Origin of the sequence: Acinetobacter sp. AS167 (assembly GCF_037152175.1) — a bacterium.
Taxonomy (GTDB): domain Bacteria; phylum Pseudomonadota; class Gammaproteobacteria; order Pseudomonadales; family Moraxellaceae; genus Acinetobacter.
Map to the genome: position 1 here is coordinate 24,898 of NZ_JBBCMP010000004.1, position 22,716 is coordinate 47,613.

A 22,716-nucleotide genomic window follows, 5' to 3' on the forward strand; every position below is an offset into this window, starting at 1 on the left:
ATGAATAGTCTATTTTCAATGCCATACAATGTTGTATGCGTAAGGAGACATATGAAGCGATATCCAGTGGGTATCGCAATGACTATGCTGATTTCAATCGTAGTCCCAAGAACCAGTCATGCAGAACAGGTTTTTAACCCTGCATTTTTAACAGATAACTTATCCAATTCACAAATCTCTGATTTAAGCAGATTTGAGAAATCGACCCATCAATTGCCAGGCGTGTACCGGGTTGATGTGTATGTCAATGATCAATACGCGTTTACTCGCGACATCAATTTTATTGAAAAATCAGGCATTCAAGATACAACTGGGTTATTTCCGTGTTTAGACAGCAAAACATTGCAGGGATTTGGGGTCAATATTGCCCAATACGAGCAATTGTCTACCTCAAACCCACAATGTGTAGATTTTATTTCAATTATTGAAGGTGCAAATAGCCACTTTCAATTTGATAAACAAAAATTATTGATCAGTTTACCGCAAGCTTCTTTACGCAACCAAATTCGCGGCTATATTCCACCCGATCAATGGGATGAAGGGATCAACGGCTTTTATACCAACTATAATATTTCGGGCTATGACAACTCTAAAACAGATACCAACAGTTTCTTTTTACGTCTGGATAATGGACTCAATATTGGCTCATGGCAGTTCCGACATTCAGGTAGTTTTAACGCTAATTCGCACAATGGTAAAACCACAAATCAATGGAATAATTTAAACACCTATGTACAAAAAACAATTATTCCTTTAAAAAGCCAGCTGGTGCTTGGTGACGGTTCAACAAGTAGCGAAATATTTGATAGCTTTGGTTTCCGTGGCGCACATTTGTCAACTTCTGAGGCAATGTATCCTGACAGTCAGCAAGGCTATGCACCTACTGTTCGTGGGGTTGCAAAAACCAATGCAAAAGTAGTGATTAAACAAAATGGTTTTGTGATTCATCAGGTAAATGTCGCACCCGGACCATTCCTTATCCAAGATTTAAATCCAACCTCAATCAGTGGTGATCTTTTGGTTACCATTGAAGAAAATGACGGTTCGATTCAAAGCTTTCAAGTGCCCTATTCAAGCCTTCCTGTTTTACAACGTGAAGGACGCACAAAATATAGTCTAGTAGTGGGTGAGTACCGCAGTGGATTGGATTCTCAAGATAATCCTTCATTGTTACAGGCAACTGCAATTCACGGTTTAAAAAATGGTATTTCCGTTTATGCTGGGACGCAATTGTCAGATAAATATAAGAGTGCTCTGGTGGGCCTAGGAGCCAACCTTGGAGATTATGGGGCTTTGTCTTTTGACCTTACCCATGCGGACAGTGAGTTGGCAGATCAATCCTCAAGCAGTGGACAGTCTTTGCGTTTTTTATATTCAAAATCATTATTAAGCTCTGGGACAACCTTCCAATTATTAGGCTATCGTTATTCGACCAAGGGTTTCTATACCTTAAATGATGTTGCTTATAATCGTATGAGTGGTTATCACGTTTCCGAAACTCAAGATGGAAATCAAGCCAATACACCAATCATTACGGATTACTACAATTTATATAATTCTAAAAAAGGTCGCTTTGAAGTCAACATCTCACATTCACTTGGAAACTATGGTTCTTTATTTGTCTCAGGCAATCAGCAAACCTATTGGGATACCAACAAAAAAAATGAATGGGTTCAAGCCGGTTATGCAAACTCATGGAAAGCACTGAATTACTCATTCTCAGTCAGCCGTAACAAATATTCTGAGATTAATCAGAGTGACACCATGTATGCCATGAATCTGTCCTTCCCATTGGATAAGTTATGGCCGAAAGCCAATTTCCGTAATCATCCAATCCAAAATGCATACAGCACTTTTTCGACCACACAAAATTCAAATGGTAATGAGTCCTATATGGCAGGTTTAAGTGGCACCTTACTGAAAGATCGAAATTTAAGTTATAGCATCAATCAGGGACAAGTCAGTAAGCAAGGTGATATTGGTTCAGTCAGCCTAAATTACAATGGTAGTTACGGCACAGTAGGTGCAGGTTATAGCTACGAAAAGAACTCAAATCAGTTTACCTATAATGCATCTGGTGGCATTTTAGCGCACCGTGATGGTATTACCTTTGGTCAGCCTTTAGGGAGCACCTCAATCTTGGTTAAAGCACCCGGTGCCAAAGGTGTAAATATCGAAAACTATACAGGCGTTAAAACCGATTGGCGTGGATATGCCATTGTTCCTTATGCAACTGAATATCGTGCCAATCGTGTTGCGCTGAATTCAAATACGTTCAGTAATAATCTCGAAATCAGCAATAACGTTGAAAATGTCGTCCCAATTAAAGGGGCGATTGCCAGAGCAACGTTTAACACCAGTTTAGGTGTAAGAGCACTTATCACGTTATCCCATAACGGCAAGTTTATCCCGTATGCAAGCAGTGTGATTGAAAAAGGAAGTTCAGCCACCAGCATCGTTGCAGACGATGGCCGGGTTTATCTAACTGGACTTCCGCTCAAAGGCACCTTGGAAGTGAATTGGGGCGAATCTGCTGAAGGAAAATGTTTGGCAAACTACGATATTTCAGACATGGACCTTAGCAAACCCGTTATTCAATTTGATCTTGAATGTCAATAAGGAGAGATCATATGAAATTTAAGCTTTTAATTTCCAGTATGTTGCTACTTGCTTCAGCTCCATCTTTTGCAGTTGTCTGTTGGAACAGTAAAGGAAATGGTGTTGTGGATGAAGTTTTTTATGATCTATCCAATAGTTTCAGCAGCTCTAATAACGCTGTAGGTAAAATTGTAGAGCTTAAAAAGAATTTTTCTTCGCAAGTTTATGGAACCTGCCCTGCTCATAATTCCAATATTAGTCGAAATAGAACCATGCGTAGTTATGTTTCCGACCTCTCTGTCGTAGAAACGATTGATCGATATAAATACTTACCGATCAACGACTATTTAGTCGGTGCTATGAAAATTACCGATAGCTTTGCGGGAGATTTTTACCCCCCTGCAAATTATGTACAGATGGGTACAGATCCCAATGTAAGTAAAGGCCAACCCTTTGGTATTTGGGATTCAAACTTTACCTTTCGCCTCAAAGTGATTAAACCCTTTATTGACTTTGTGCCTATCCCTAAAAAAACCATGTTTACCGTATATGTCACAACGGGTTCAGCAGATCCATTAAGTATCCCTGTTTATAAGATTAGTTACAGTGGCTCTATTTCGGTTCCACAAAGCTGCAAAATTGGCACAGGTGATTTTTTAGAAATTAAGTTTGGGGAAATTCCAGCCTATGCCTTTAGTCAGGCTGGTCCTGGCAATAAACCCAACAATGTCAATAAACAGAGTCATACCTTAGCAATTCAATGTACCAATATTGATGCCCAAGCAATGCTGACACTTCGGCTTGAAGCTGAAAAAGCCACTGGAGATATGATGATCTCAGATAATCCAGATATTGGCTTTAAGATGTCAGATCAAAACGACAATGTGTTATTGCCCAACAATATCAACAGTGTGATTCCGTTTAATCTCAATCAACAGCCAGCAAATGTGACCATCAAAGCTTGGCCTGTCAGTATCACTGGAAATAAACCAGAAATTGGTCCGTTTAAGTCTAGAGGATATCTCAGAGTGGATTTTGATTAGGAGAAACCAATGAAAAATAAAGCAAGATATATGGCTGCTGCCACAATGATATGTTGTTTAAATATTCATCAGCTCTCTCATGCTCAAAATACCAATGTAGAGCTGGGTCGTGTGAATATTGAACTTTCAGGGATCGTAACTACAGCAACATGTGGCGTGTTAAGTTCTGAACAAGATAAATATATTCAGCTTGGAAGCGTTGCGAGCAAAGACTTACCTAGTATAGGTAGTCAATCAAAGCCAACCCCGATTCATTTTGAGATGAGTAACTGTCCGCCAAATGGTTCTGTGACGATCACTTTTGATGGGCCCCGAAATACTGAAAATTCTGAACTTTTAGCGCTCGATGCCTTAGCCAATAAAGCTGAAAATATTGCCATAGAAATTCGAGATCAAGATAAAAAAAGATTAGCTTTAGGCAAGAAAAGCGAAGCCTTTAGTACAGACATCAATGGCAATGTTTCAGCGATATTTTATGCAAATTATATTGTGACCAAAGCACAAGCCTTAGCAGGCATTGCAAATGCAAATGCTCAATTTTCTATTCAATACGATTAAGAAAATAAAACGATTCATTATTGACGGTTAACACAATTGATTATTCAGACTCTTTAAGGCAAAGCGTTAAGAATTCATCATTCTCATTTGAATGACACCAAAATAGCTGAGAACGTTTATCTATTTTAACCATTCAAATCTCCTCGCAGCTTTAAAGAAAATGAATACATCGCATATAACGACAATTGTTTGATTACTTTAAATAAAAAATAAATACATAGAAATATCTAATGATATGGGGAGAATCCATGAAAACTTTTTTTAAAATAAAAAGTGTGAATAAGGGTATGGCATTTCTATTAGATGATTTTTGTAAAAAAAAAGGGTTAGATTTTTCAAACCCTACTGACTACCATTTAAATGATCATATTCCATTTGGAGAATGGCTCAGGCGGATAAAAGAAATCAACACACAATATCCTCAAGCTGGCGTGGGATTAGACATTGGTGCTTTAGTCCAGCCAAAACATATGGGTATCGTAGCGTATATGGCGCAGTCAAGTAATACTTTAGCAGACTACATCAAAATACTGAGTCGATACGAAAAGCTATGGTTCAATTATATCCCTAAAAAAGTTCTGCTTGATGAAAACTACTTTTCAATCTCATGGGATAAACCCGCTTATTTACAAGTAGGTTTATATACTCAAGAAACGATAGTTGTTGAAGAAATACAGGTTTCTGTGCTCTTTCATCATTTAAAACAACTCATTGATTCAGGTGAAAATATTTTTCATCGTTTAGAACTTGCGATCCCTAAGCCAAATGATATAAAAAAATACCAACAATTGTTTAACTGCCCAATTCAATTTGATGCAAGTCAAACTCGGATTGTGATACTCAGCTCACTACTGGAAACTAAATTAAAATACTATGATCCTATTCTTTTAGAAATTTTATTTGACCATGCCGATATATTACTTAGTAAAATGCCTCAGGAAGATTCATTCTTAGAGTTAGTTAATCTGAGTATGTTGCAAGCACTTGAGAATAATAATGTTCAAATTCACTCTATCGCAAAGTCATTAAATCTATCGGCAAGAGCACTACAAAAATATTTAAAAAATAGAGGTTTATCATTTAAAGAAATCTTATGTAATATTCGGCAAAATTTGGCAAAAAAATATCTGCAAAACCAAAATTTATCCATAACAAAAGTTGCTTATTTACTTGCTTATAAAGACCAAACTTCCTTTAATCGTGCTTTTAAAGCATGGTATGGTGTTTCTCCTTCGATGTGGAGAAAGCAAAATATCAATAAAAAACTGGATATTAATGAAAAGTTTGAAACTCGTTTCAATGAGCAGAATGTTTATGCAAGAGAATAAAATAAGCCCATGCTTTGTAAAACCCGAGAGAATCCAGCATAAGTTGTTATTGTTACTACAAGGCATGAAGAAAAAAACTACAACGTTCATACATAATACAAACCTTGTACCGCTGTTTTACCCTCAAAGTACAAAGTTTGATTATTTTTCTATAAGTGTAAATGATCCTTTAATCCAAATGCATTACTATGCGCTTTGTAGTTTTATTCTTACGAGTCACAAGAATTCCACAAATTACTACGACTGAGGTTACTCCTAAAGATAAGGTGGTCTCATAACTATATTGAGGCGATAAAAACATATATGCCAATACACTCATAATCACGACAATCACAAACCATGTCAGCCAAGGAAATAACCACATTTTAAAGGTAATTTGCTTCCCTATTTTTTCTAGTTTACGTCTTGAGCGTAACTGAGACACTGCAATCACTAAATAAACCACCAGCGCAATCGAACCCGTTGTTGACAGTAAAAATCCAAAAACTTGCCCAGGGAACATATAATTCACGGCGCAACAAATCAGACCAACAAAAGTTGAAGCAAACACTGCAACTGTCGGCACACCTGCATCATTAATTTTAGTCACAACTTTTGGCGCTTCTTGACGTGTACCCAATGCAAACAGCATACGTGAAGAGGTATATACAGCTGCATTCATACAACTTGCAACTGCAATAAAGACCACCATGTCCATAATCAATTTAGTTTGAGGAACATTGAGACTGACCAAGACATATTGAAATGTCCCCAATTTTTGTAAATCTGGGGAACGCCAATCAACTAAAGCAACCGCAAGGAAAATTGAAACAACAAAGAATAAGATAATTCGGTAAAGCACCAAATTGGTAGCACGTTTAATTTTATCTTGTGGATTTTTAGACTCTGCTGCTGCAATGGAAAGGATTTCAACACCGAAAAACGAAAATGTTGAAATTAAAATAGCTGATAGAACACCACCCATTCCATGCGGCATAAAACCGCCATTTGAAAATAAATGGCCAATACCACTAACATCGTGCGCTAAAGGCCAAAGCCCAAATACTGCCGATGCACCAATAAAAATAAAAAGCAGTATTGCAACAACTTTAATTAACGCAAACCAAAACTCAAACTCACCAAAACTTTTGGTACTAAAGAAATTGGCTAAACTGAGTAAAATAATAAAAGCAAAGGCATAAATAGCACTGGAAACTTGAGGAAACCATGCATGTAAAATTTCAGCACCTGCAATTGCTTCGATAGGGATCACCAAAACCCAAAACCACCAATACAACCATCCCACGGTAAAGCCTGCCCATGGGCCAATTGCTTTACGGGCATAAGTAGAAAATGAACCTGTATCTGGTTGCGCAACAGCCATTTCACCAAGCATACGCATCACCAGAAAAACGATAATACTGGTAATAATATAAGCCAGTACAGCAGCAGGACCTGCTTTGGCAATTGCAGCTGAAGAGCCCACAAATAAACCAGCACCAATAACGCCACCGATACTAATCATCGTGATATGTCGATTGGAAAGTCCTTCACCTAATTTTGTTGTTTTAACACCATTCATATTTTATTCCTTAAAAATACTTTTAAAATCGTGATCTACATTGTTAAATCCTTATTAAAAATAGAGAAAATTAATGACCTTCCCTCTATACACAAAAAATTAATTTAAGGTGGGCATTGAAAACAGCTTAGCTTCACAAACGTGTGAAGAAGGCCAACACGGGGTAATGGTTTTACGATGCGTATAAAAATGCACTCCATTTGGCCCAAAAGCATACCCATCACGGGTATATATACAGATGCCATCTCCATACTCATGATCATTAATCAGTTGCATCGCCTGTTGCATGGTTTCTATGCGAATCACTTGTAGAACAGGGTCAAAAAATTCTTGCTGATAACTGGTCATGTCTGATGAAACCTGATCAATTAGCGTTGAGTCAACAAAAAATCCAGTCTTATAACCTATAGGTTTGGTATCACGACCATCGACAACGATTTTAGCACCTTGATGTTCAGCACTTTGGATAAAAGCTTGAACTTTATCGTTATGTGCTTGCGAAATGAGCGGTCCAAAGTCATTTTGTTGATCTTCATGATAACCAAACTTCAGTTGTGCAATTTGAAGCACCTGATTCACCAACACGGTATTAGCAAGCGCAAATTGTTTACGGATCTCTACTGTGGCTGGTTGATATAGAGGTTGTTTTCTTGCCGACTTAACAACCAGACTGTCTTGAATAAAATATCCAACCCGCTTGAAGGATTGTATTGCATTAACATCAATCAACTTATCACCATTAAAATTTTCTAAATTGTTCATTACATTTCCTTATCTATTCTCATTCCCTTCTATACCACGTGATTTAGTGTCATTTTTGCTTAAGCGCTCATCTTACTTATTTCACCTGATAAATTGCTTCACCTACTGCATTCATCAAACTCGTTAATTGCACTTCTGTGCTGTTAAACATCGGTCCAAACTGAATGGTATCCCCGCCAAAACGGACATAGAAACCGGCTTTCCACAGTTTCATTCCAATTTCAAAAGCTCGAATCGTGGCATCGCCATCACGCGGTGCCAATTGCAATGCACCAATCAATCCACAGTTCCGAATATCGACAATATGAGGTGAACCTTTTAACTCATGGACAAGCTTTTCAAACCTTGGCGCTAAGTCAGCAGATTGAGAAATTAAATTTTCTTGTTCAAGAACATTCAGCGTTGCTAGAGCAGCGGCACAAGCAACAGGATGGGCTGAATAAGTATAGCCATGGGTGAATTCAATCGCATGTTCGGGTAGATCTTGCTGCATAAATACATTGTAAATTTCATGGCTTGCGACCACACCACCTAATGGAATTGCACCATTGGTAATCTGTTTAGCAAAGGTCAAAAGATCTGGGATAACTTCAAAATATTCTGCCGCAGTCCATTTGCCGATGCGCCCAAAGCCTGTAATCACCTCATCAAAAATCAGTAAAATATCGTGTTGGTCACAAATTTCTCTCAAGCGTTGTAAATAACCAACAGGTGGCACGATACACCCTGCTGAACCTGAAACAGGCTCTACTATTACTGCTGCAATATTAGAAGCATCATGTAATTCAATCAGCTTGAGCATTTCATCAGCCAGCTCAACCCCACCCGTCTCTGCACAGCCTTGGGTAAAACTTAAGTGCGCTTGCAAAGTGTGAGGCAAATGATCAACATCCATCAATTGACCAAACATTTTACGATTGCCGCCTATTCCACCTAGACTGGTCCCCGCCACGTTTACACCGTGATAGCCACGTGCCCGACCAATCAATTTGGTTTTGCTTGGTTTTCCTTGAATACGCCAATAGGCACGTGCGATCTTGATGGCAGTGTCCGCAGATTCTGAACCTGAGTCGGTAAAAAATACGTGCTGCAATTTTTCCGGCATCAGCTGAACAATTTTTTCAGCCAATTGAAAAGATAAAGGATGTCCAAAGTGGAATGCAGGTGAGTAATCCAATTTTGCCAATTGCTTACTCACAGCCTTCTGGATTTCAGGCCGTGTATGCCCTGCACCGCACGTCCATAGCCCTGACAATGAGTCATAAATCTTACGCCCAGTACTGTCAATTAAATACGATCCTTTTGCACCCACGATCATGCGCGGATCTTTATGAAAATTACGGTTTGCAGAAAATGGCATCCAATGGGCTTGATAATTTAAATTCATCTGCTCATTTGACTGACTGGCTTCCAATGCGTCATCGCGGTCATTTGATGTATCGATATCGAACATAAGTACTCTTCTTGTTTTGTGGTTATCTCTTGAGTGTACAAAGCGAAATAGTTTTGATAAATTCAAAATATCTTGAGTTTAGATATAAAAAAGCAAAACTAAATGAAACCTAAAAAATTAAACCAAGTTACTGATTTTGATATAAAGTTACTCAAAATATTTAAAACAGTGTGTGATTGTCACAGCTTCACTGCTGCCGAAAGTATCCTTGGGATCAGTCGTTCTGCCATTAGTCTGCATATGAGTGATCTGGAAAATCGCTTAGGGATTCGACTCTGTCAACGTGGTCGAGCAGGCTTCTCCATCACCGATGAAGGTCGAGAAGTTTTACAATATATTGAAGTACTGACCGCTTCGATTGAGGACTTTCGTGCCAAAATCAATCAAATGCATAATCAGCTCAAAGGTGAATTTAATATTGGTATTATTAATAACTTAGTCACGATGCCTAGTGCATATATCACCAATACATTGGCACAGCTTGCGGAAGAAAATACAGAGGTGGTTATTAATATTAGTATGAGCACAGTGTCAGATATTGAGTGCCGTGTTTTGGACAATCGCTTACATGCTGGTGCGATTCCGTTGGTAAGTCCATTGTCAGGTCTAGATTATTTTCATTTATATAACGAAGAGTCTTCACTCTATTGTGGACAAAACCACCCACTCTTTCAGCATTTAGGTGAAATAAGTTTAGATGACTTAAAAAGATGCAAAACAGTTCTTCCCAATTACGCGATTACCCCCGATGCAATGAAGTTACATCAACGCTTGAACTGTTCAGCGACAGCCAGTGATCGAGAAGGTATTGCTTTTCTGATTCTTTCAGGAAAATTTATGGGGTTTTTACCCGATCATTATGCGAAAAAATGGGTCCAAGATGGTTTGATGCAACCCATTTTACAGGAGAGAATGCATTATAGTACACCGATATGTCTGATTACACATAAAGGGAAAAACTATAATATTATCTTAAAAACATTTATGGATATATTAAGAAAAACCGTTCAACCGATAAAATAATATACAAACATTTAAATTTGGTTATTTTTAATACGAATTAAAATATAATCCAACCTAAATAATCAGATTATATTTTAACTTATCACACAACATATTTTTTAATTTATGTTATTTATTTCACATATTAATTGGCTTAATAATAATCTACCACCAATATTTTATGCTGATCACTCTCCAAATCTTGAATTTTTAAATGCGCCATACTATTGGCATTTTTATCAACTAAGCTATTGAAATTAAAGCTATCTATTATGCTGGTTTTTCTCAGTACATCAATCGTATTATCAATCACTTTGCAATTAGAATTATTAGAATCCTTTTCACATGTAAATTCTACAATTTGCCCTTGAAAATGAATCTCCTCTGCGTAAGTGGCTAAACTTAAACTCGATATCGTTGTAAATGTTATTAATAAAAAGGATAGTTTTTTATTTAACTCCATCTCATTCCCCTCTAAAGAAATGGTGTAGTTAATTAATTACATAACCTTATTATTAATACAAGATTTTCCAATCAATAAATAAAAAAATAATTTTAAAAAATATGATTTACATCAATTAATCATATTCAATTGTGACGGTTGCCATAGCTCGTACTTTTCCGGGCATCACTTTGGTTGCAGTCTGATAGTAACGCGCAGTCATTGGCACATTATATTGAATATTATCATTTGACTTTAACGTGCCTAATTCTAGCTTGTCATTTTTAGCAATCACTTTATTCGAATTTTTATATTGTGAAAGCAATTGTACGCCAACACCTGATGCACTGCTTCCTGCGGTATTTGTATTCGCAAGTACATTTTGAGTGCTACTACTCACCGCATCATAATCAAAGCTTAGGCTGATTTTATTGCTTTCTTCATAACCACTAGGGTTTTTACCACCATTACACAAAATGTTGAGATCAAAGGCTTGCTCACCTTGCGTTGAACCAACACCTTTAAAATCAACCTTATTTACGGTTGGCAGTGTCACGGTTTTATTAATATTTCCCAATATTTCACATGAAGAAGACGCAATAGTAATCGCATTCCCATATACCGTACTGGTTAACCAAGGCGGGCTTGGGCGTTCACCAGAACGATAACTACTATATGTGCCTGGAACCAGTGCGCCAGATCCTGTTGATGTCGCCGTTTTAACAATTTCAACAATAAAAAAACCTTCTGCCAAAACACGTCTACCACTCGCACTTCGTGTATAAGGATAATAATCGGCAAAACCAGGAGCTGTTGGTGCTTCCCGGTATAAGCGAATTCCAATCCCATCAATATTGGTGTTATAAACCGAATTACCGATCGGGCTAAGTGAATAGTTTTGAGTTAAAACTGCACCAAGTGTCCCATAACTACCACAACTATACGTCGAACCATTGGGTCTAATTGGAAAAGAGGCTTTGCGTAAAACCTTTCCTACAGGGTCACTTGGTCTCACCACAACACGTCCTACTGCCATGCTCACATCAACAGTAGAGAAACCACGATCTGGTATACATGCAGCATACGTCCCTGAACTCACAGTCCCAGCAATGAGCAAGAGAATACGATTTAAAACTTTACCGTTCATTGACATACACCTTCCGCCATAATCATATTTTGCTTTTTGTCTGCTGCTTGCGCAGAAACGTCATATTGAATGCGGCATTGCTCGTTGGCATTTTCGCCCCATTTTACTGTAACCGAGTCTGCTGTAGTATTGGTTCTTAAGTAAACCATACTACCTTGTGCAACCATCCCAATATTTTCACCTTTTGTATCAAATACTTCTGCTGCAAAAGGTAAGGTATCACCATTTTCTTTTTTACTGCGGATATAAATTGCTTTACCAATTTTAGTTGCAAAACTCACTTGTGAAATCGAACCTGCATAGGGTGCGATACGCTGACTTGTACCATCCAACTCCACATCTGTCGACATTCCTTGAGGATCAAGAGTAATATCATTTAAACGATACGGTGTTACATATGGAATCACAGCATAACCAGATTTATTGATACTTAAACCTGTTGCATTATTTACTTTTGCACCAGCTGCTTCAGGCGCATACACCAAGACCATGGTTTGTCCCTGATCTGGTCCAAACAAAACACCTTCAGGATGAGCAACAATATTACCACGTGCCGTCAACATTGCTTGTTGGTAACGGTCTGCAACACTGTATGATCCACCAACGGTCGCATAGTTTGTACGATATTGGGCATTCAAATTGGCACTAGGATTATCACCATAGCGAGTAGATACAGATGTACCATAGTTAAAACGATCGCCCACTATGCCACTTACCCCAACAGTCGCATTATCTTGCGTCATAATCGAGTTAAAGTTCGCTGAGTTTTTCTTAAATGAAAGTGGCAATGAAAGGGTCAGCATATACTCAGTATCACTATTACTTATACTTGTCGCATTGTTTTCAACAATACGTTTAATTGCTGATAAACCATAAGTTAACCCACGATAGCTATTGCTATATCCGACTTGATACTGACGCGTTGTTTCTTGGCGATTCCAATAATCCACCCAAGAACCTGTTGCATAAATATTCCCCCAATCACGCGGTAAGCCCTGATTCAGAGTGATCTGAAATTCACTACGTTGTTTACCTACATGCGCTGAGCTAATGCCTTTATTATCTAGGTCTTGTACCAATATCGCATCACGTAGCTTATAAAAATTTTCTGTAGAATAACGATATGCAGCCAAAGTCAAATTGGTATCTGTTGGCGTAATTAATTTACTATAACTGATACGGAAGCTTTGCCCACTTTCACTCTTACGACGTTCAAAATCTGCTTGTGAATGTGTCACATCGACTGCGATTGCACCAATTGGCGTTGCAAAAGCACTACCCAAAGTTACTGCTGAATAGTCTTCTGAAAACTGTACACCACCATAAGCAGTGATTGAGTTATTGATACCGCGTTGATATTTCCCTTGTACAATAAATGGATCTAAATCAATATCTTTATCGCGGAATTGACCCATTGATACAGAATAACGACTCATTCCTGGGCGAAGCATTTGAACAACAGATGCATAAGGAATTGAATAGCGTTGAATCTCGCCATTGGCTTCTAAAATAGAAACTTCAAGTTCACCACCAAACCCTGTTGGGTAGAGATCATTAATTTCAAAACTACCGGGTGCAACAGTCGTTTGATAAATTAATTGACCTTGCTGACGTACTTCAACCTTAGCATTGGTTTTTGCATTACCTCGAATACGTGGTGCATAACCAATCATACTGTTCGGTAACATACGGTCATCACTGGAAAAATCCAAACCGCGATAACCAAATGAATCAAAAATTTCACCATCGGTAAAGCTTTCACCTAAAGTCAATACGCCACGGTATTGAGGAAATGCACGCTGAACATAGGTGTTAATTGAGTCATAGCTTGATTTAGATTTATTTTCTGTCGTGGTGCGGTCTTGCCACTGCCATTGACCATTATGGCGCAATTGCCAACCTGCCAAATTTGCACCAGCTGTAACCGAAGTAAACGCGTTTGTGGTTTCTTCCCCACCTTGCATTTTATTAAATGTTTTATATGCACTAGCATTATAAGATAGAAATGCAGCATTGATCCCACGATCCCATACGCTTGGATCGACATAGCCTTGGGCATTCTTTTGCATTGCAACTTGTGGAATTGAAATATCTACACGTAAACGTGAAGTATCAAATTCATAAAAAGAATCTTCAACCCATTCCTCGATTTTCTGACAACCAGTCAAAGCAAAGCTATCGCCTTTTTTTAATACCTCTGCTTTTACGCCATATTCTAATAATTGATTTGAATTAAAGCAGGTAAAAGCATTTTGATTATTTTCAGTTGCTTTAAACACCATCCGGTGTTTACCAAACCAGTTACCATTGACATAAATATCAACATTATAGTCACCTGGTAAGACAGGGTTACCATATTTAAAGCGGTTTACATCTATCTTTTTGGCATCGCCAATTAAAAAAGCCGAATCAAATTCTGCTTCTGCAGCAGCCGGAGACTTTTCAGCCTCTTTTAAGTCAGTTTCAGATGCATTAACTAAAGCAGGAATGCTGAGTGTAATAACCCCACAAGCCACATAGTAACTAATATGTCGCTTGATCCACTTGTAGCTTTGTTCATTTTTTTGCATAAAGAAGTCTGCCTATCAACAAATGAATAGGGTTTTTTACTCGCTTAATATCAGATAAATGGAATGATTAAATCATCACTGCGAAGGTGCTTTAAATTTCTCGTGTTCAAGAAACTTAAAGACTTGTGCAATCTATTAAAATTTAATATTTCGCTCTATACGACCACCATAATCATTGATTGTGGTAAAGGTCATCTTAGAGACATTAGAATTTTTTAAATTCACAGTTCCATCAGAAAATGGTTTCAACATTAAGCCTTGTGAAATCAAATCAACGCGTTTGCCTGATTGATCCTGCATAATAGAGGTCAAGGTAATATGAAATGGTGTTGGGTTTTTTACAGTTAACTGAGTACCGTTATTGCTCCACTGTAATTTTTCAGGTGCCAAAGCGACATCTTCTTTAATTCCAGTTGGGCGATAAAAAAACTTAATACGTGATCGAATGGCAAGTTGTAAAAAGTTGTCTGGTATAACATTCTGATCTTTCGCAGAAGGTTTTGGCGGAATATCAAGAATATTTAACCAAAAAAGTGTTTCTTGAGTTTTACTTAACTCATTTGTATTAGGCAAACTGGTAATCCGTAATGACTGCCCTTTTTTAGCTTCTACACGCGATATAGGCGGTGTAATCATAAAAGGCGCTTTTGATTGATCTGGAGTCGATTTCGCATCTCCCTCATCAATCCATGCTTGAACCAATGCAGGATTATTTCCGTTATTACTTACTTGTAAAGTAATTTCACGTGCATCAGATGGATAAATCACACGTGTACCATGAATGATGATTTCAGCATTTGCTGCACCAAACGGAATTAAAAATGCGAGTAAACCTTTTTTAAGAAAGGAATGATTCAAGAACATAACGATTATCTCTATCTAAAACAAAGTAAAAGAGCTAGTTTGCCAGGCAATCTAGCTCCGTACCATTCAATAAAAAATTATTGATAGATAATAGTGTATTGAACAGAAGTAGTTACTTTACCAGCAGCAGATGCATCAGTTGCATAATATTCAGCATAGTAATTTAGGTCAGCTGCACCTTTGTCAGCAACATCTACCCACTGAGAGTTAGCTTGTGCACCAGAAGCACCAGCAGCAAGTACAGGGATGAATTGGTTATTTGAACCTAACAATTGAACTTGTACGTTTTTTGCACCAGTTGCATCTGTGTTGTTTAAACGACCTGTACCAAAGTCAACTGTTGAACCTGGTTCAAAATAAGTTGCAACTTTACCTTCAGAGCAGTTCGCCAAGTTGATCGTGAATGGCGTACGACCTGCGATATCACCAGTTTTAGCAAGAGTTTGCTTAGATACTGTTGGAAGAGTAACAGTGAAATCTTTACCTTGTGGAGTCACGATGTCACAAGTTTTGTCAGTCACTAAACCGTTAATTGTGATTGTGCCATCTGCTGCAAAAGCACTAGAAATTCCTAAAATTGAAACTGATGCTGCTAAAAAAATGTTTTTCATACCAAATATCCTATACAAACAAAAAAATGATTAGTGTTGGTCGATGGCTATTATGCACACTGGGACAAAAATGTAAACAAAGTCACACTTTTCATAATAAATAGATACAAGCGTATATAAATTTGTATTTTTTGAGATAAATTATTTAACTATATATTTCAATATGTTAAATAATCATTAAATTGATATTTCAGTTTTATTTAAAGAATTTTTTTTTGTAAATTTTTCATGAAAAAGTTAAATTTACGTTATTTCAGCCTCAATTTAGAGCTGTTACAATCTAGTAAAGCATCTTTTTAAGTTAATTTTGCTTGTAGAGTTTGATCAAAATTAAGCATGCTTATTTAAAAAATTTAGAATGACTGCAACCATGCAACGACTCTACCCTCCCCCTGACTTATCCTAAGAATCAAGCACAGACATGTTTTAAGCACTATTTTTATTATTCGTGTTTCATTGCCATTGGATATTTTCAGTGAGCAATACTTGCTAAGAGAGAAAATTAATATTTGTATTTAGGAACAGGTTTATGGAGGAAATGTTCTTAGGATATCCATGTACTCTTCAATTTTTTAATGTTAAAAATCATGTAAATATTTTTTTCTAATAAAAGTGTGAATTAGTTAACATATTAAAATATGTTGTGTTGGCTTCTTTTAAGCTGCCTGTATGGCAGTAGACTAGCACGACTGTGGTGGTAGAATCCGTCTACATTTCTAAGCTGCCTACTCGGCAGTGAACAGTGGACTTTCTAAAAATATTTTGCTTCTTGCTGAGTATTCGTTTTAATACTCATTCACTTTTCTTTAAATATTCAGAAGCCCACTCAATTGAGTGGGTCTTTTTGATTAGCTATGGATGAAGCTTGCAGTATTTTTTCTGCACCAGCTGCTGCAGAACGGGTTTTATACTGCTTATCTTTACCCACTTTATCCTCTATGAGATAAATTAAGCGACTTGGTAAAGTGACATTAATTTTTTCAGCCTTACCTAAATAACGATTCACATCAACATCTAGGACTGCCCAGATAAAGCCTTTAAACTCTTCATCGTTAAGAAATTTACTTACTTCTGATGCCAAAGGAATATTTTTGCCATCTTCTGCGAGAATCTCCAAATGATCTGCAATGGCTTCTTTCGCATTGCTTAATGCTTCTTCAAAAGTATCTCCCGCAGAAAAACATCCATGAATATCAGGAACAATCACGCCATAGGCTTCATCATTCGAGCCTTTTTCTACTGCAATTGGATATAACATACTCACCTCTTTTGGAGAAAATGAAGCTTGGATGCAGTGGGTCACTCAATACCGGCTTGCTTTAAGATGCTTTTAACAGTTCCAGTTGGTAAATCTTTATTAAGGTGAGGTAGTGTGACTAGACCTTCTTTGACAAAAATAAGTGAACAATACGCTAACAATAAAGGTTGATTTAAAGAATCACTTAAATTACTTGTCCTCCATAGATAATCTTTTACATTTTGATGAAGAAAATTTAGATCACTTTGCATTTTGAATAAAATTTATTAAATATCTGCCTAATTATAATGATTTTGTTTTGAAAAGTACCGAAATTGCCAAAATTTGGGAATAGTAATAAGCGCCTAAAATATCTATAGTTTCTTTTTGAAATTTGATGAATTTTATAAGCGACTTTACAATATGATTTTGACAACTGAACGGTTAATTTTACGACCTTGGCAAGAAAGTGATGCAGAAAGTTTATATGAATATGCAAAAGATGAACGCGTTGGGCCAATTGCGGGCTGGCCGGTACATAAAAGTCAGGCATAAAGTTTAGAGTATATTCAGACAGTTTTTGCACATGATGAAGTCTATGCGCTTGCAAAAAAGCATGACAATCGAGCCATTGGTATGGTTGGTCTACTGATTGGGCAAGACAGTAATTTCGATATTGCAGATAATGAAGCAGAAGTGGCTTACTGGATTGGTGTTCCCTTTTGGGGAAATGGTTTTATACCTGAGGCTGTTAAGGCAGTCATGCAACATGCCTATGAAGATTTGCAATTACAAGCTTTATGGTGTGGTTACTTTGCAGATAATGAACAGTCACATAAAGCACAAGCAAAATGTGGCTTTAAGCATCATCATACTGAAACAGATAAATATAATCAGTTTCTAGCAGATTACCGTACAGAGCATATCAGCTATTTATCGCGTGAAGATTGGATCAAATTGCCTACGCATTACAAAGCAGGCGAATAGATGGATTAGAGTCAATTGAAGTTCGCCAACATCAGAGGTATTAATAAATAAATTAATATCATTATCCAAGCCTAATTTTATTGATCGCACTGATGTTGCTGTTTAATCAAATTATTTTTGAATAAATTTAAAGTAAGGGGCTAGGTAAGCCCCTTACTTTAGTAATTCAAATTCACGACAATTAATGCCAAAGCTGCAGGAATCGCTTGTATATAAATAATTTTCTTACTTGCAGTCATACCGCCATAAATCCCAGCAACCAACACACAGCCTAAAAAGAAATTCGCCAGTGATAATGCATAAATTGCAGGTGCACATAAAGACCAAAATAAACCAGCAGCTAAAAACCCATTATATAAACCTTGATTTTGTGCCATGACTTTGGTGAGCTGTGCTTTTTCAGGCGTATTCCCAAATGCTTTTAAACCGTATTGTTTGTCCCATAAGAACATCTCTAAAACTAAAATATACACATGTAACAGTGCAATTAAGGCAATTAAAATTTGTCCAATCATCGTTTTTTCCTTATTTTTAAAATTGGTCATAGATCAGTCTTACAACTGATCTACCTCAAATATATTTATGGTTTTAATAATACTTTGCCTTGGCGTGCACCTTGAGTGGCTTTGGCTGCCGCATTCTGAATCTGATCAAAACTAAAGATACCTTCAACAGGCAACACCAATTTTTTCTGAGCAGCTAAAGTCAACAATTCTACAATTAACTCTTTTTTGCGTTCAGCAGACAATTGCTTATTGACCACACTCGCCCAGAAGCCTTTTACTGTGGCTTGTTTGAAAATAAGATCACCTGATGAAATTTGCATCAGTTCACCCGTCATACTGCCAAATGAAACCAATACACTATTTTCACTGAGTAAAGCCAACATTTCACCACTGGCTTTACCGCCAATTGAATCTACCCCAGCAATTAAAGGTTGATCTGCGTGTATCGCTTTTACTTGATCTTTCCAATCCGCTTGATCAGTCGCCACTACATTTTGAATACCTAAACCATTCATTTCTGCAACTGCATCACTACGGCGAACTAAATGAATGACTTTTTGACCGCGAGCGTGCGCAATCATCGCAACAGTTTTACCCACAGCGCCATTGGCTGTGTTTTGGATAAGCCACTGATCTTGTTTTAAATCAATAAAATCTAACAACATCAGTGCACTAATCGGCATACCAATCAATTGTGCAGCGGTTTCATCATCTATTGCATCAATTAAAGGAACCACACTATGGGCAGGTGCAATAAAGTATTCTGCCCAACTGCCATGGACCGCAGCCACTGCAACACGTTGCCCAACAGATACAGCATCGACACCCTCACCAACAGCATCAATCACACCAACGGCTTCACTCCCCCCAATCGCAGGAAGTGTTGGCTTATAGCCATAACTGCCTCTCACCGTCCAAACATCATGGTTATGCATCGGAGATAAAATCATTTTAATACGAACTTCGCCTGCTTTAGGCTCTGGCTTTGGCATTTCTGCTGATGCTAATACGTCGACAGGTTCGCCAAAAATATGATGAATAATACTTTTCATTTGTTGTTCCTATATAGGTTTTAGTAATTGCTGTGTGGTTTCTAAAGCCAGATAAAGTGGCTGTTTGTTCTGTGCAAGTTTCGCCAATAAAGCTGCGCCTAACCAGAGTTGATACATGGTTTGTGCCATTTTCTCAGGCTCAATATGTTGTGGAATTGAGCCATCCTGTTGTCCGTCACTAAGTAAATTTGCAATGCGTTCTGTCAGCTTGGTTACACCAAAATTTAAAATCTGACGCATATCTTCCGATAAATCTGAAACCTCAGCTGCAAGTTTTACAATTAGGCAATTCTCAGCCCAACCACCATCGTTATGGCATGGATCATCAATCCATGCTTGCCAAAGTGCAACTAAACGCGCATAAGCACTCCGCTCTTCTTGTAGAATTAATTGATCGATTTTCACTTTATAATCAGCAAGGTATTGCTGTAAAAGCGCACAACCAAATGCTTCTTTGGAAGAAAAGTAATAATAGAACGAGCCTTTGGGTACACCGCAAGTCGTTAAAATTTCCTGTAAGCCGACGCCGACAAAACCTTTATGTAATACCAACTTAAAACTAGTATTTAAGATATGTTGTCGAGTCGCTTCACTTTTATCTGATCGTTTCATATACACACTATAAATTAATAATAGACCAGTCGTCTATAAATTTATAAAAAATTTAATTAAGAAAATTTGTTGAGGTTTTGAGTGTATTTTAAGGTGTCAATTGGATTGTTATTTTAGTGAATGGCTGAAAATATCAGCCATCCTTCGATTGATTTAAAACTTTGCGCGTAAGGTGAACGTTGCATTTCGAGGATTACCAAAACGAATAGTTCCATCACTATAAATTTGTGAATAATATTCTTTGTCAAAAATATTATTGATATTCAATGCAATATTCACTTTATCACTTAATGGATAACTCGCCACCAAGTTAGCAATCGTATATCCAGGCTGACGATAAGGATGTTCGCTATAACGACCCACTTTCCAAGTACTTTGATAATTTGCACCGCCGCCTAGGATTAAATTATTTGCAAACTTATAGGTCGCAAATAAACGTGCAATATGTTCAGGCGTATCCTCATTAAAAACCAAACCTTGATTTGTAGGGTCGTTTGCATATTCCGTAGTATTGTATGTATAGCCGAAACTTAAATTAAGATTGGGGATAATTTCACCACGAATCTCAGTTTCAATCCCTTTACTGATCACCTCACCCGATGCAACATTACAATAAGCCTCACCACCATTAAACGGACACTGACCTTTCGAACTTTCATCTCGTATTGACCGATTTATTTGATTGGTTTTAAATCCAGCAACTGATGCAATTAAACGATCATCCCAAAGACCTGCTTTCAAACCAATTTCATAAACATTACCTTGTACTGGATCAAGTAATGTCTCATAACGATCTTTAGCATTTTGAACAACAAAAGTATCGGTATAACTCGCATATGCAGTCAATGCATCATTGATATCGTAAGTAAGTCCAAAGTAGGGTGTTAAAATATTAGATTTCTTATATTCGTTTACACTTTCATAATTGCTTTGGCGCACACCTGCAATAACTTTGAGAGGATCAATAATATTTAAGCGAGTGGTGAGATAGAATCCTGTCTGACGTACCTGATCAACACTGGTATTTTGATAACGTGGCGCGATATAAGGTAATTGATAAGGACTGTAATTTTTTATATTGACGTACAAATAGTCACGCGTCGGTGTTTCCCCCCCACCAACCAAACTATAATCTTCTAGAACTTGGTCCCAACTTGTCCATGCCCCTGTAATATTACTTTTGCTGTGATTTGCGCCAAATACTAGGTCATGCTCACGGCCAAATAATCGATATGTACCTTTTGCAAAAAAATCATAAATATCTAATTTTTGCTCATAGTTATATCCGTACTTATAAACAGTTGCCAAAGCATTATCTGCACTTGTCGTAGTTGAAGATAATCCCAGTGATGTAAATGCCATATCCATGACATATCTTGCCTTCAAATAGCTGGCTTTTACTTCCCACCCATTATCAAATTTATGGCTAATATCTAAGAAGCCTTGTGTATTGGTTTTATCCCAAAAATCTCTGTAATCACAACCACAGTTAGAATTATCGATGCCTATTTTAGTACCATTAAAATAGTTAGGAATTGTATTGACGGGAACTGCATGTTCACCTTGACGTGAATATCCAATATTCAATAGCGTATTTTCAGTTAAATCACTGCTCACGATTCCATATAAAACATTAGAATCACGAGTAACAGATTTCATAAATGAATCACCATCTTGACCTGCCGCCACTAGACGACCACGCACGCTCCCAGATTGATTCAATGGACCAGAAACATCCATTTCTCCACGTACTGTGTTCCATGAGCCATAACTTACAGCACCACTTGCTTGAAAAGTTTCTGTTGGTTTTTTACGAATAAGATTAATTGCACCAGACGGTTCTCCTGAACCTTGCATTAACCCTGCTGCCCCTCGTAATACTTCAATACTTTCAATGGTTGCCATATCTGGTTTAGATGAGGTGACATTACTTGCATTTACAGCAACCCCATCATATTGCAATATATTTGAATTCCAACCATCTCCAACATTAAACCCTCGAATTGAAAAGTTGGTTCTCTCCGTATTATCCCCTGTTAGCAAAATCCCTGTTGTATTTAATAATGCATCACCCAAATTTGTCGCACCCATATCTTCGATTTGTTTGCGTGTAATCACTGAAACAGATTGTGGGGTTTCTTTTATACTCAAATCGAGTTTAGTAGATGTACTGGCATTCTTTTTAGTGTAGTTATTTTCTGTATTATTTTCTGCTGTGACAACGATCATGGGTAAAGCATTTGTTTGTTCTGTTGTTGCTTCCGTCGCAGCATAACTTGTCCCAATCCAACAACTATAAAGTGCAAGATAAATAGCACTTTGAGCAAAGATCCGATTTTGAGAAATCCATCTACCCATGAAATAAAACCCTTAATCTAAATAA

The 22,716-nt window shown here is 37.4% G+C and carries 17 protein-coding genes and 3 pseudogenes; 6 read left to right on the forward strand and 14 right to left on the reverse strand.

The window, feature by feature from the left end; genetic code table 11:
- The 4 genes from fimD to WFN33_RS08830 all read left to right on the forward strand — a co-directional run bounded on the left by fimD (window position 1) and on the right by WFN33_RS08830 (window position 5,527).
- Entirely contained in the window at window positions 1-2,619 is a 2,619-nt protein-coding gene (fimD, locus tag WFN33_RS08815; protein ID WP_336952640.1) for an outer membrane usher protein FimD, read from the forward strand.
- An 11-nt stretch (window positions 2,620-2,630) separates the two neighbouring features.
- Window positions 2,631-3,641, forward strand: coding sequence for a fimbrial protein (locus WFN33_RS08820; protein ID WP_336952641.1), 1,011 nt, complete (start codon window positions 2,631-2,633; stop codon window positions 3,639-3,641).
- Between the two features lie 9 nt (window positions 3,642-3,650).
- The gene (locus tag WFN33_RS08825) at window positions 3,651-4,199 is read left to right on the forward strand and encodes a fimbrial protein (RefSeq protein ID WP_336952642.1); all 549 of its coding nucleotides are present in this window, start codon (window positions 3,651-3,653) and stop codon (window positions 4,197-4,199) included.
- 248 nt (window positions 4,200-4,447) lie between these two features.
- Window positions 4,448-5,527 carry a helix-turn-helix domain-containing protein gene (locus tag WFN33_RS08830; protein WP_336952643.1) on the forward strand — a complete coding sequence of 360 codons (1,080 nt, stop codon included), beginning with the start codon at window positions 4,448-4,450 and terminating at the stop codon, window positions 5,525-5,527.
- A gap of 169 nt (window positions 5,528-5,696) precedes the next feature.
- Here WFN33_RS08830 and WFN33_RS08835 read toward each other — a convergent pair whose 3' ends face one another.
- The 3 genes and pseudogenes from WFN33_RS08835 to WFN33_RS08845 all read right to left on the reverse strand — a co-directional run bounded on the left by WFN33_RS08835 (window position 5,697) and on the right by WFN33_RS08845 (window position 9,303).
- Window positions 5,697-7,088: an amino acid permease gene (locus WFN33_RS08835; RefSeq protein ID WP_336952644.1), complete on the reverse strand. Its 1,392-nt coding sequence runs from the start codon at window positions 7,086-7,088 to the stop codon at window positions 5,697-5,699.
- A 99-nt stretch (window positions 7,089-7,187) separates the two neighbouring features.
- Window positions 7,188-7,685, reverse strand: a pseudogene (locus WFN33_RS08840) (aldehyde dehydrogenase family protein); the annotation flags it as partial.
- Between the two features lie 241 nt (window positions 7,686-7,926).
- Complete coding sequence (locus tag WFN33_RS08845; protein ID WP_336952645.1) at window positions 7,927-9,303, reverse strand: aspartate aminotransferase family protein; 1,377 nt, start codon at window positions 9,301-9,303, stop codon at window positions 7,927-7,929.
- Window positions 9,304-9,405: 102 nt separating this feature from the next.
- Between WFN33_RS08845 and WFN33_RS08850 the strand changes: the two genes are divergently transcribed.
- Window positions 9,406-10,326: a LysR family transcriptional regulator gene (locus WFN33_RS08850; RefSeq protein WP_336952646.1), complete on the forward strand. Its 921-nt coding sequence runs from the start codon at window positions 9,406-9,408 to the stop codon at window positions 10,324-10,326.
- Between the two features lie 133 nt (window positions 10,327-10,459).
- Here WFN33_RS08850 and WFN33_RS08855 read toward each other — a convergent pair whose 3' ends face one another.
- The 7 genes and pseudogenes from WFN33_RS08855 to WFN33_RS08885 all read right to left on the reverse strand — a co-directional run.
- Window positions 10,460-10,768: a hypothetical protein gene (locus WFN33_RS08855; RefSeq protein ID WP_336952647.1), complete on the reverse strand. Its 309-nt coding sequence runs from the start codon at window positions 10,766-10,768 to the stop codon at window positions 10,460-10,462.
- Window positions 10,769-10,883: 115 nt separating this feature from the next.
- Window positions 10,884-11,894, reverse strand: coding sequence for a fimbrial protein (locus tag WFN33_RS08860; RefSeq protein WP_336952648.1), 1,011 nt, complete (start codon window positions 11,892-11,894; stop codon window positions 10,884-10,886).
- Entirely contained in the window at window positions 11,891-14,464 is a 2,574-nt protein-coding gene (locus WFN33_RS08865; RefSeq protein ID WP_336952649.1) for a fimbria/pilus outer membrane usher protein, read from the reverse strand. The genes WFN33_RS08860 and WFN33_RS08865 overlap by 4 nt, the downstream gene beginning before the upstream one ends.
- A 135-nt stretch (window positions 14,465-14,599) precedes the next feature.
- Complete coding sequence (locus tag WFN33_RS08870; RefSeq protein WP_336952650.1) at window positions 14,600-15,328, reverse strand: fimbrial biogenesis chaperone; 729 nt, start codon at window positions 15,326-15,328, stop codon at window positions 14,600-14,602.
- Window positions 15,329-15,405: 77 nt separating this feature from the next.
- On the reverse strand, window positions 15,406-15,939 hold the full coding sequence (locus tag WFN33_RS08875; RefSeq protein WP_336952651.1) for a fimbrial protein: 534 nt from the start codon (window positions 15,937-15,939) through the stop codon (window positions 15,406-15,408).
- A gap of 826 nt (window positions 15,940-16,765) precedes the next feature.
- Window positions 16,766-17,197, reverse strand: coding sequence for a type II toxin-antitoxin system HicB family antitoxin (locus WFN33_RS08880; RefSeq protein WP_336952652.1), 432 nt, complete (start codon window positions 17,195-17,197; stop codon window positions 16,766-16,768).
- Window positions 17,198-17,238: 41 nt separating this feature from the next.
- Window positions 17,239-17,328: pseudogene (locus WFN33_RS08885) on the reverse strand (type II toxin-antitoxin system HicA family toxin); the annotation flags it as partial.
- A gap of 271 nt (window positions 17,329-17,599) precedes the next feature.
- Here WFN33_RS08885 and WFN33_RS08890 point away from each other — a divergent pair.
- Window positions 17,600-18,163, forward strand: a pseudogene (locus WFN33_RS08890) (GNAT family N-acetyltransferase).
- A 158-nt stretch (window positions 18,164-18,321) separates the two neighbouring features.
- Here the strand turns inward: WFN33_RS08890 and WFN33_RS08895 are convergent.
- From WFN33_RS08895 to WFN33_RS08910, 4 genes are all read right to left on the reverse strand, one after another.
- A complete protein-coding gene (locus tag WFN33_RS08895) occupies window positions 18,322-18,678 on the reverse strand; it encodes a DUF1304 domain-containing protein (protein ID WP_336952653.1) in 357 nt (118 codons plus the stop codon).
- 65 nt (window positions 18,679-18,743) lie between these two features.
- Window positions 18,744-19,721, reverse strand: a complete 978-nt coding sequence (locus WFN33_RS08900) for a zinc-binding dehydrogenase (RefSeq protein WP_336952654.1) — start codon at window positions 19,719-19,721, stop codon at window positions 18,744-18,746.
- A gap of 9 nt (window positions 19,722-19,730) precedes the next feature.
- Entirely contained in the window at window positions 19,731-20,333 is a 603-nt protein-coding gene (locus WFN33_RS08905; protein WP_262085351.1) for a TetR/AcrR family transcriptional regulator, read from the reverse strand.
- A gap of 153 nt (window positions 20,334-20,486) precedes the next feature.
- Entirely contained in the window at window positions 20,487-22,691 is a 2,205-nt protein-coding gene (locus WFN33_RS08910) for a TonB-dependent siderophore receptor (protein ID WP_336952656.1), read from the reverse strand.
- Between the last annotated feature and the right edge of the window lie 25 nt (window positions 22,692-22,716).

Bases quoted from the DNA above. Each gene is read 5' to 3' on its own strand.
- WFN33_RS08820 (WP_336952641.1), top strand. From the start codon at position 2,631: ATGAAATTTAAGCTTTTAATTTCCAGTATGTTGCTACTTGCTTCAGCT.
- WFN33_RS08895 (WP_336952653.1), bottom strand. From the start codon at position 18,678: ATGATTGGACAAATTTTAATTGCCTTAATTGCACTGTTACATGTGTAT.
- WFN33_RS08850 (WP_336952646.1), top strand. From the start codon at position 9,406: ATGAAACCTAAAAAATTAAACCAAGTTACTGATTTTGATATAAAGTTA.
- WFN33_RS08845 (WP_336952645.1), bottom strand. From the start codon at position 9,303: ATGTTCGATATCGATACATCAAATGACCGCGATGACGCATTGGAAGCC.
- WFN33_RS08860 (WP_336952648.1), bottom strand. From the start codon at position 11,894: ATGAACGGTAAAGTTTTAAATCGTATTCTCTTGCTCATTGCTGGGACT.
- WFN33_RS08825 (WP_336952642.1), top strand. From the start codon at position 3,651: ATGAAAAATAAAGCAAGATATATGGCTGCTGCCACAATGATATGTTGT.
- fimD (WP_336952640.1), top strand. From the start codon at position 1: ATGAATAGTCTATTTTCAATGCCATACAATGTTGTATGCGTAAGGAGA.
- WFN33_RS08855 (WP_336952647.1), bottom strand. From the start codon at position 10,768: ATGGAGTTAAATAAAAAACTATCCTTTTTATTAATAACATTTACAACG.
- WFN33_RS08905 (WP_262085351.1), bottom strand. From the start codon at position 20,333: ATGAAACGATCAGATAAAAGTGAAGCGACTCGACAACATATCTTAAAT.
- WFN33_RS08865 (WP_336952649.1), bottom strand. From the start codon at position 14,464: ATGCAAAAAAATGAACAAAGCTACAAGTGGATCAAGCGACATATTAGT.
- WFN33_RS08835 (WP_336952644.1), bottom strand. From the start codon at position 7,088: ATGAATGGTGTTAAAACAACAAAATTAGGTGAAGGACTTTCCAATCGA.
- WFN33_RS08875 (WP_336952651.1), bottom strand. From the start codon at position 15,939: ATGAAAAACATTTTTTTAGCAGCATCAGTTTCAATTTTAGGAATTTCT.
- WFN33_RS08880 (WP_336952652.1), bottom strand. From the start codon at position 17,197: ATGTTATATCCAATTGCAGTAGAAAAAGGCTCGAATGATGAAGCCTAT.
- WFN33_RS08910 (WP_336952656.1), bottom strand. From the start codon at position 22,691: ATGGGTAGATGGATTTCTCAAAATCGGATCTTTGCTCAAAGTGCTATT.
- WFN33_RS08830 (WP_336952643.1), top strand. From the start codon at position 4,448: ATGAAAACTTTTTTTAAAATAAAAAGTGTGAATAAGGGTATGGCATTT.
- WFN33_RS08870 (WP_336952650.1), bottom strand. From the start codon at position 15,328: ATGTTCTTGAATCATTCCTTTCTTAAAAAAGGTTTACTCGCATTTTTA.
- WFN33_RS08900 (WP_336952654.1), bottom strand. From the start codon at position 19,721: ATGAAAAGTATTATTCATCATATTTTTGGCGAACCTGTCGACGTATTA.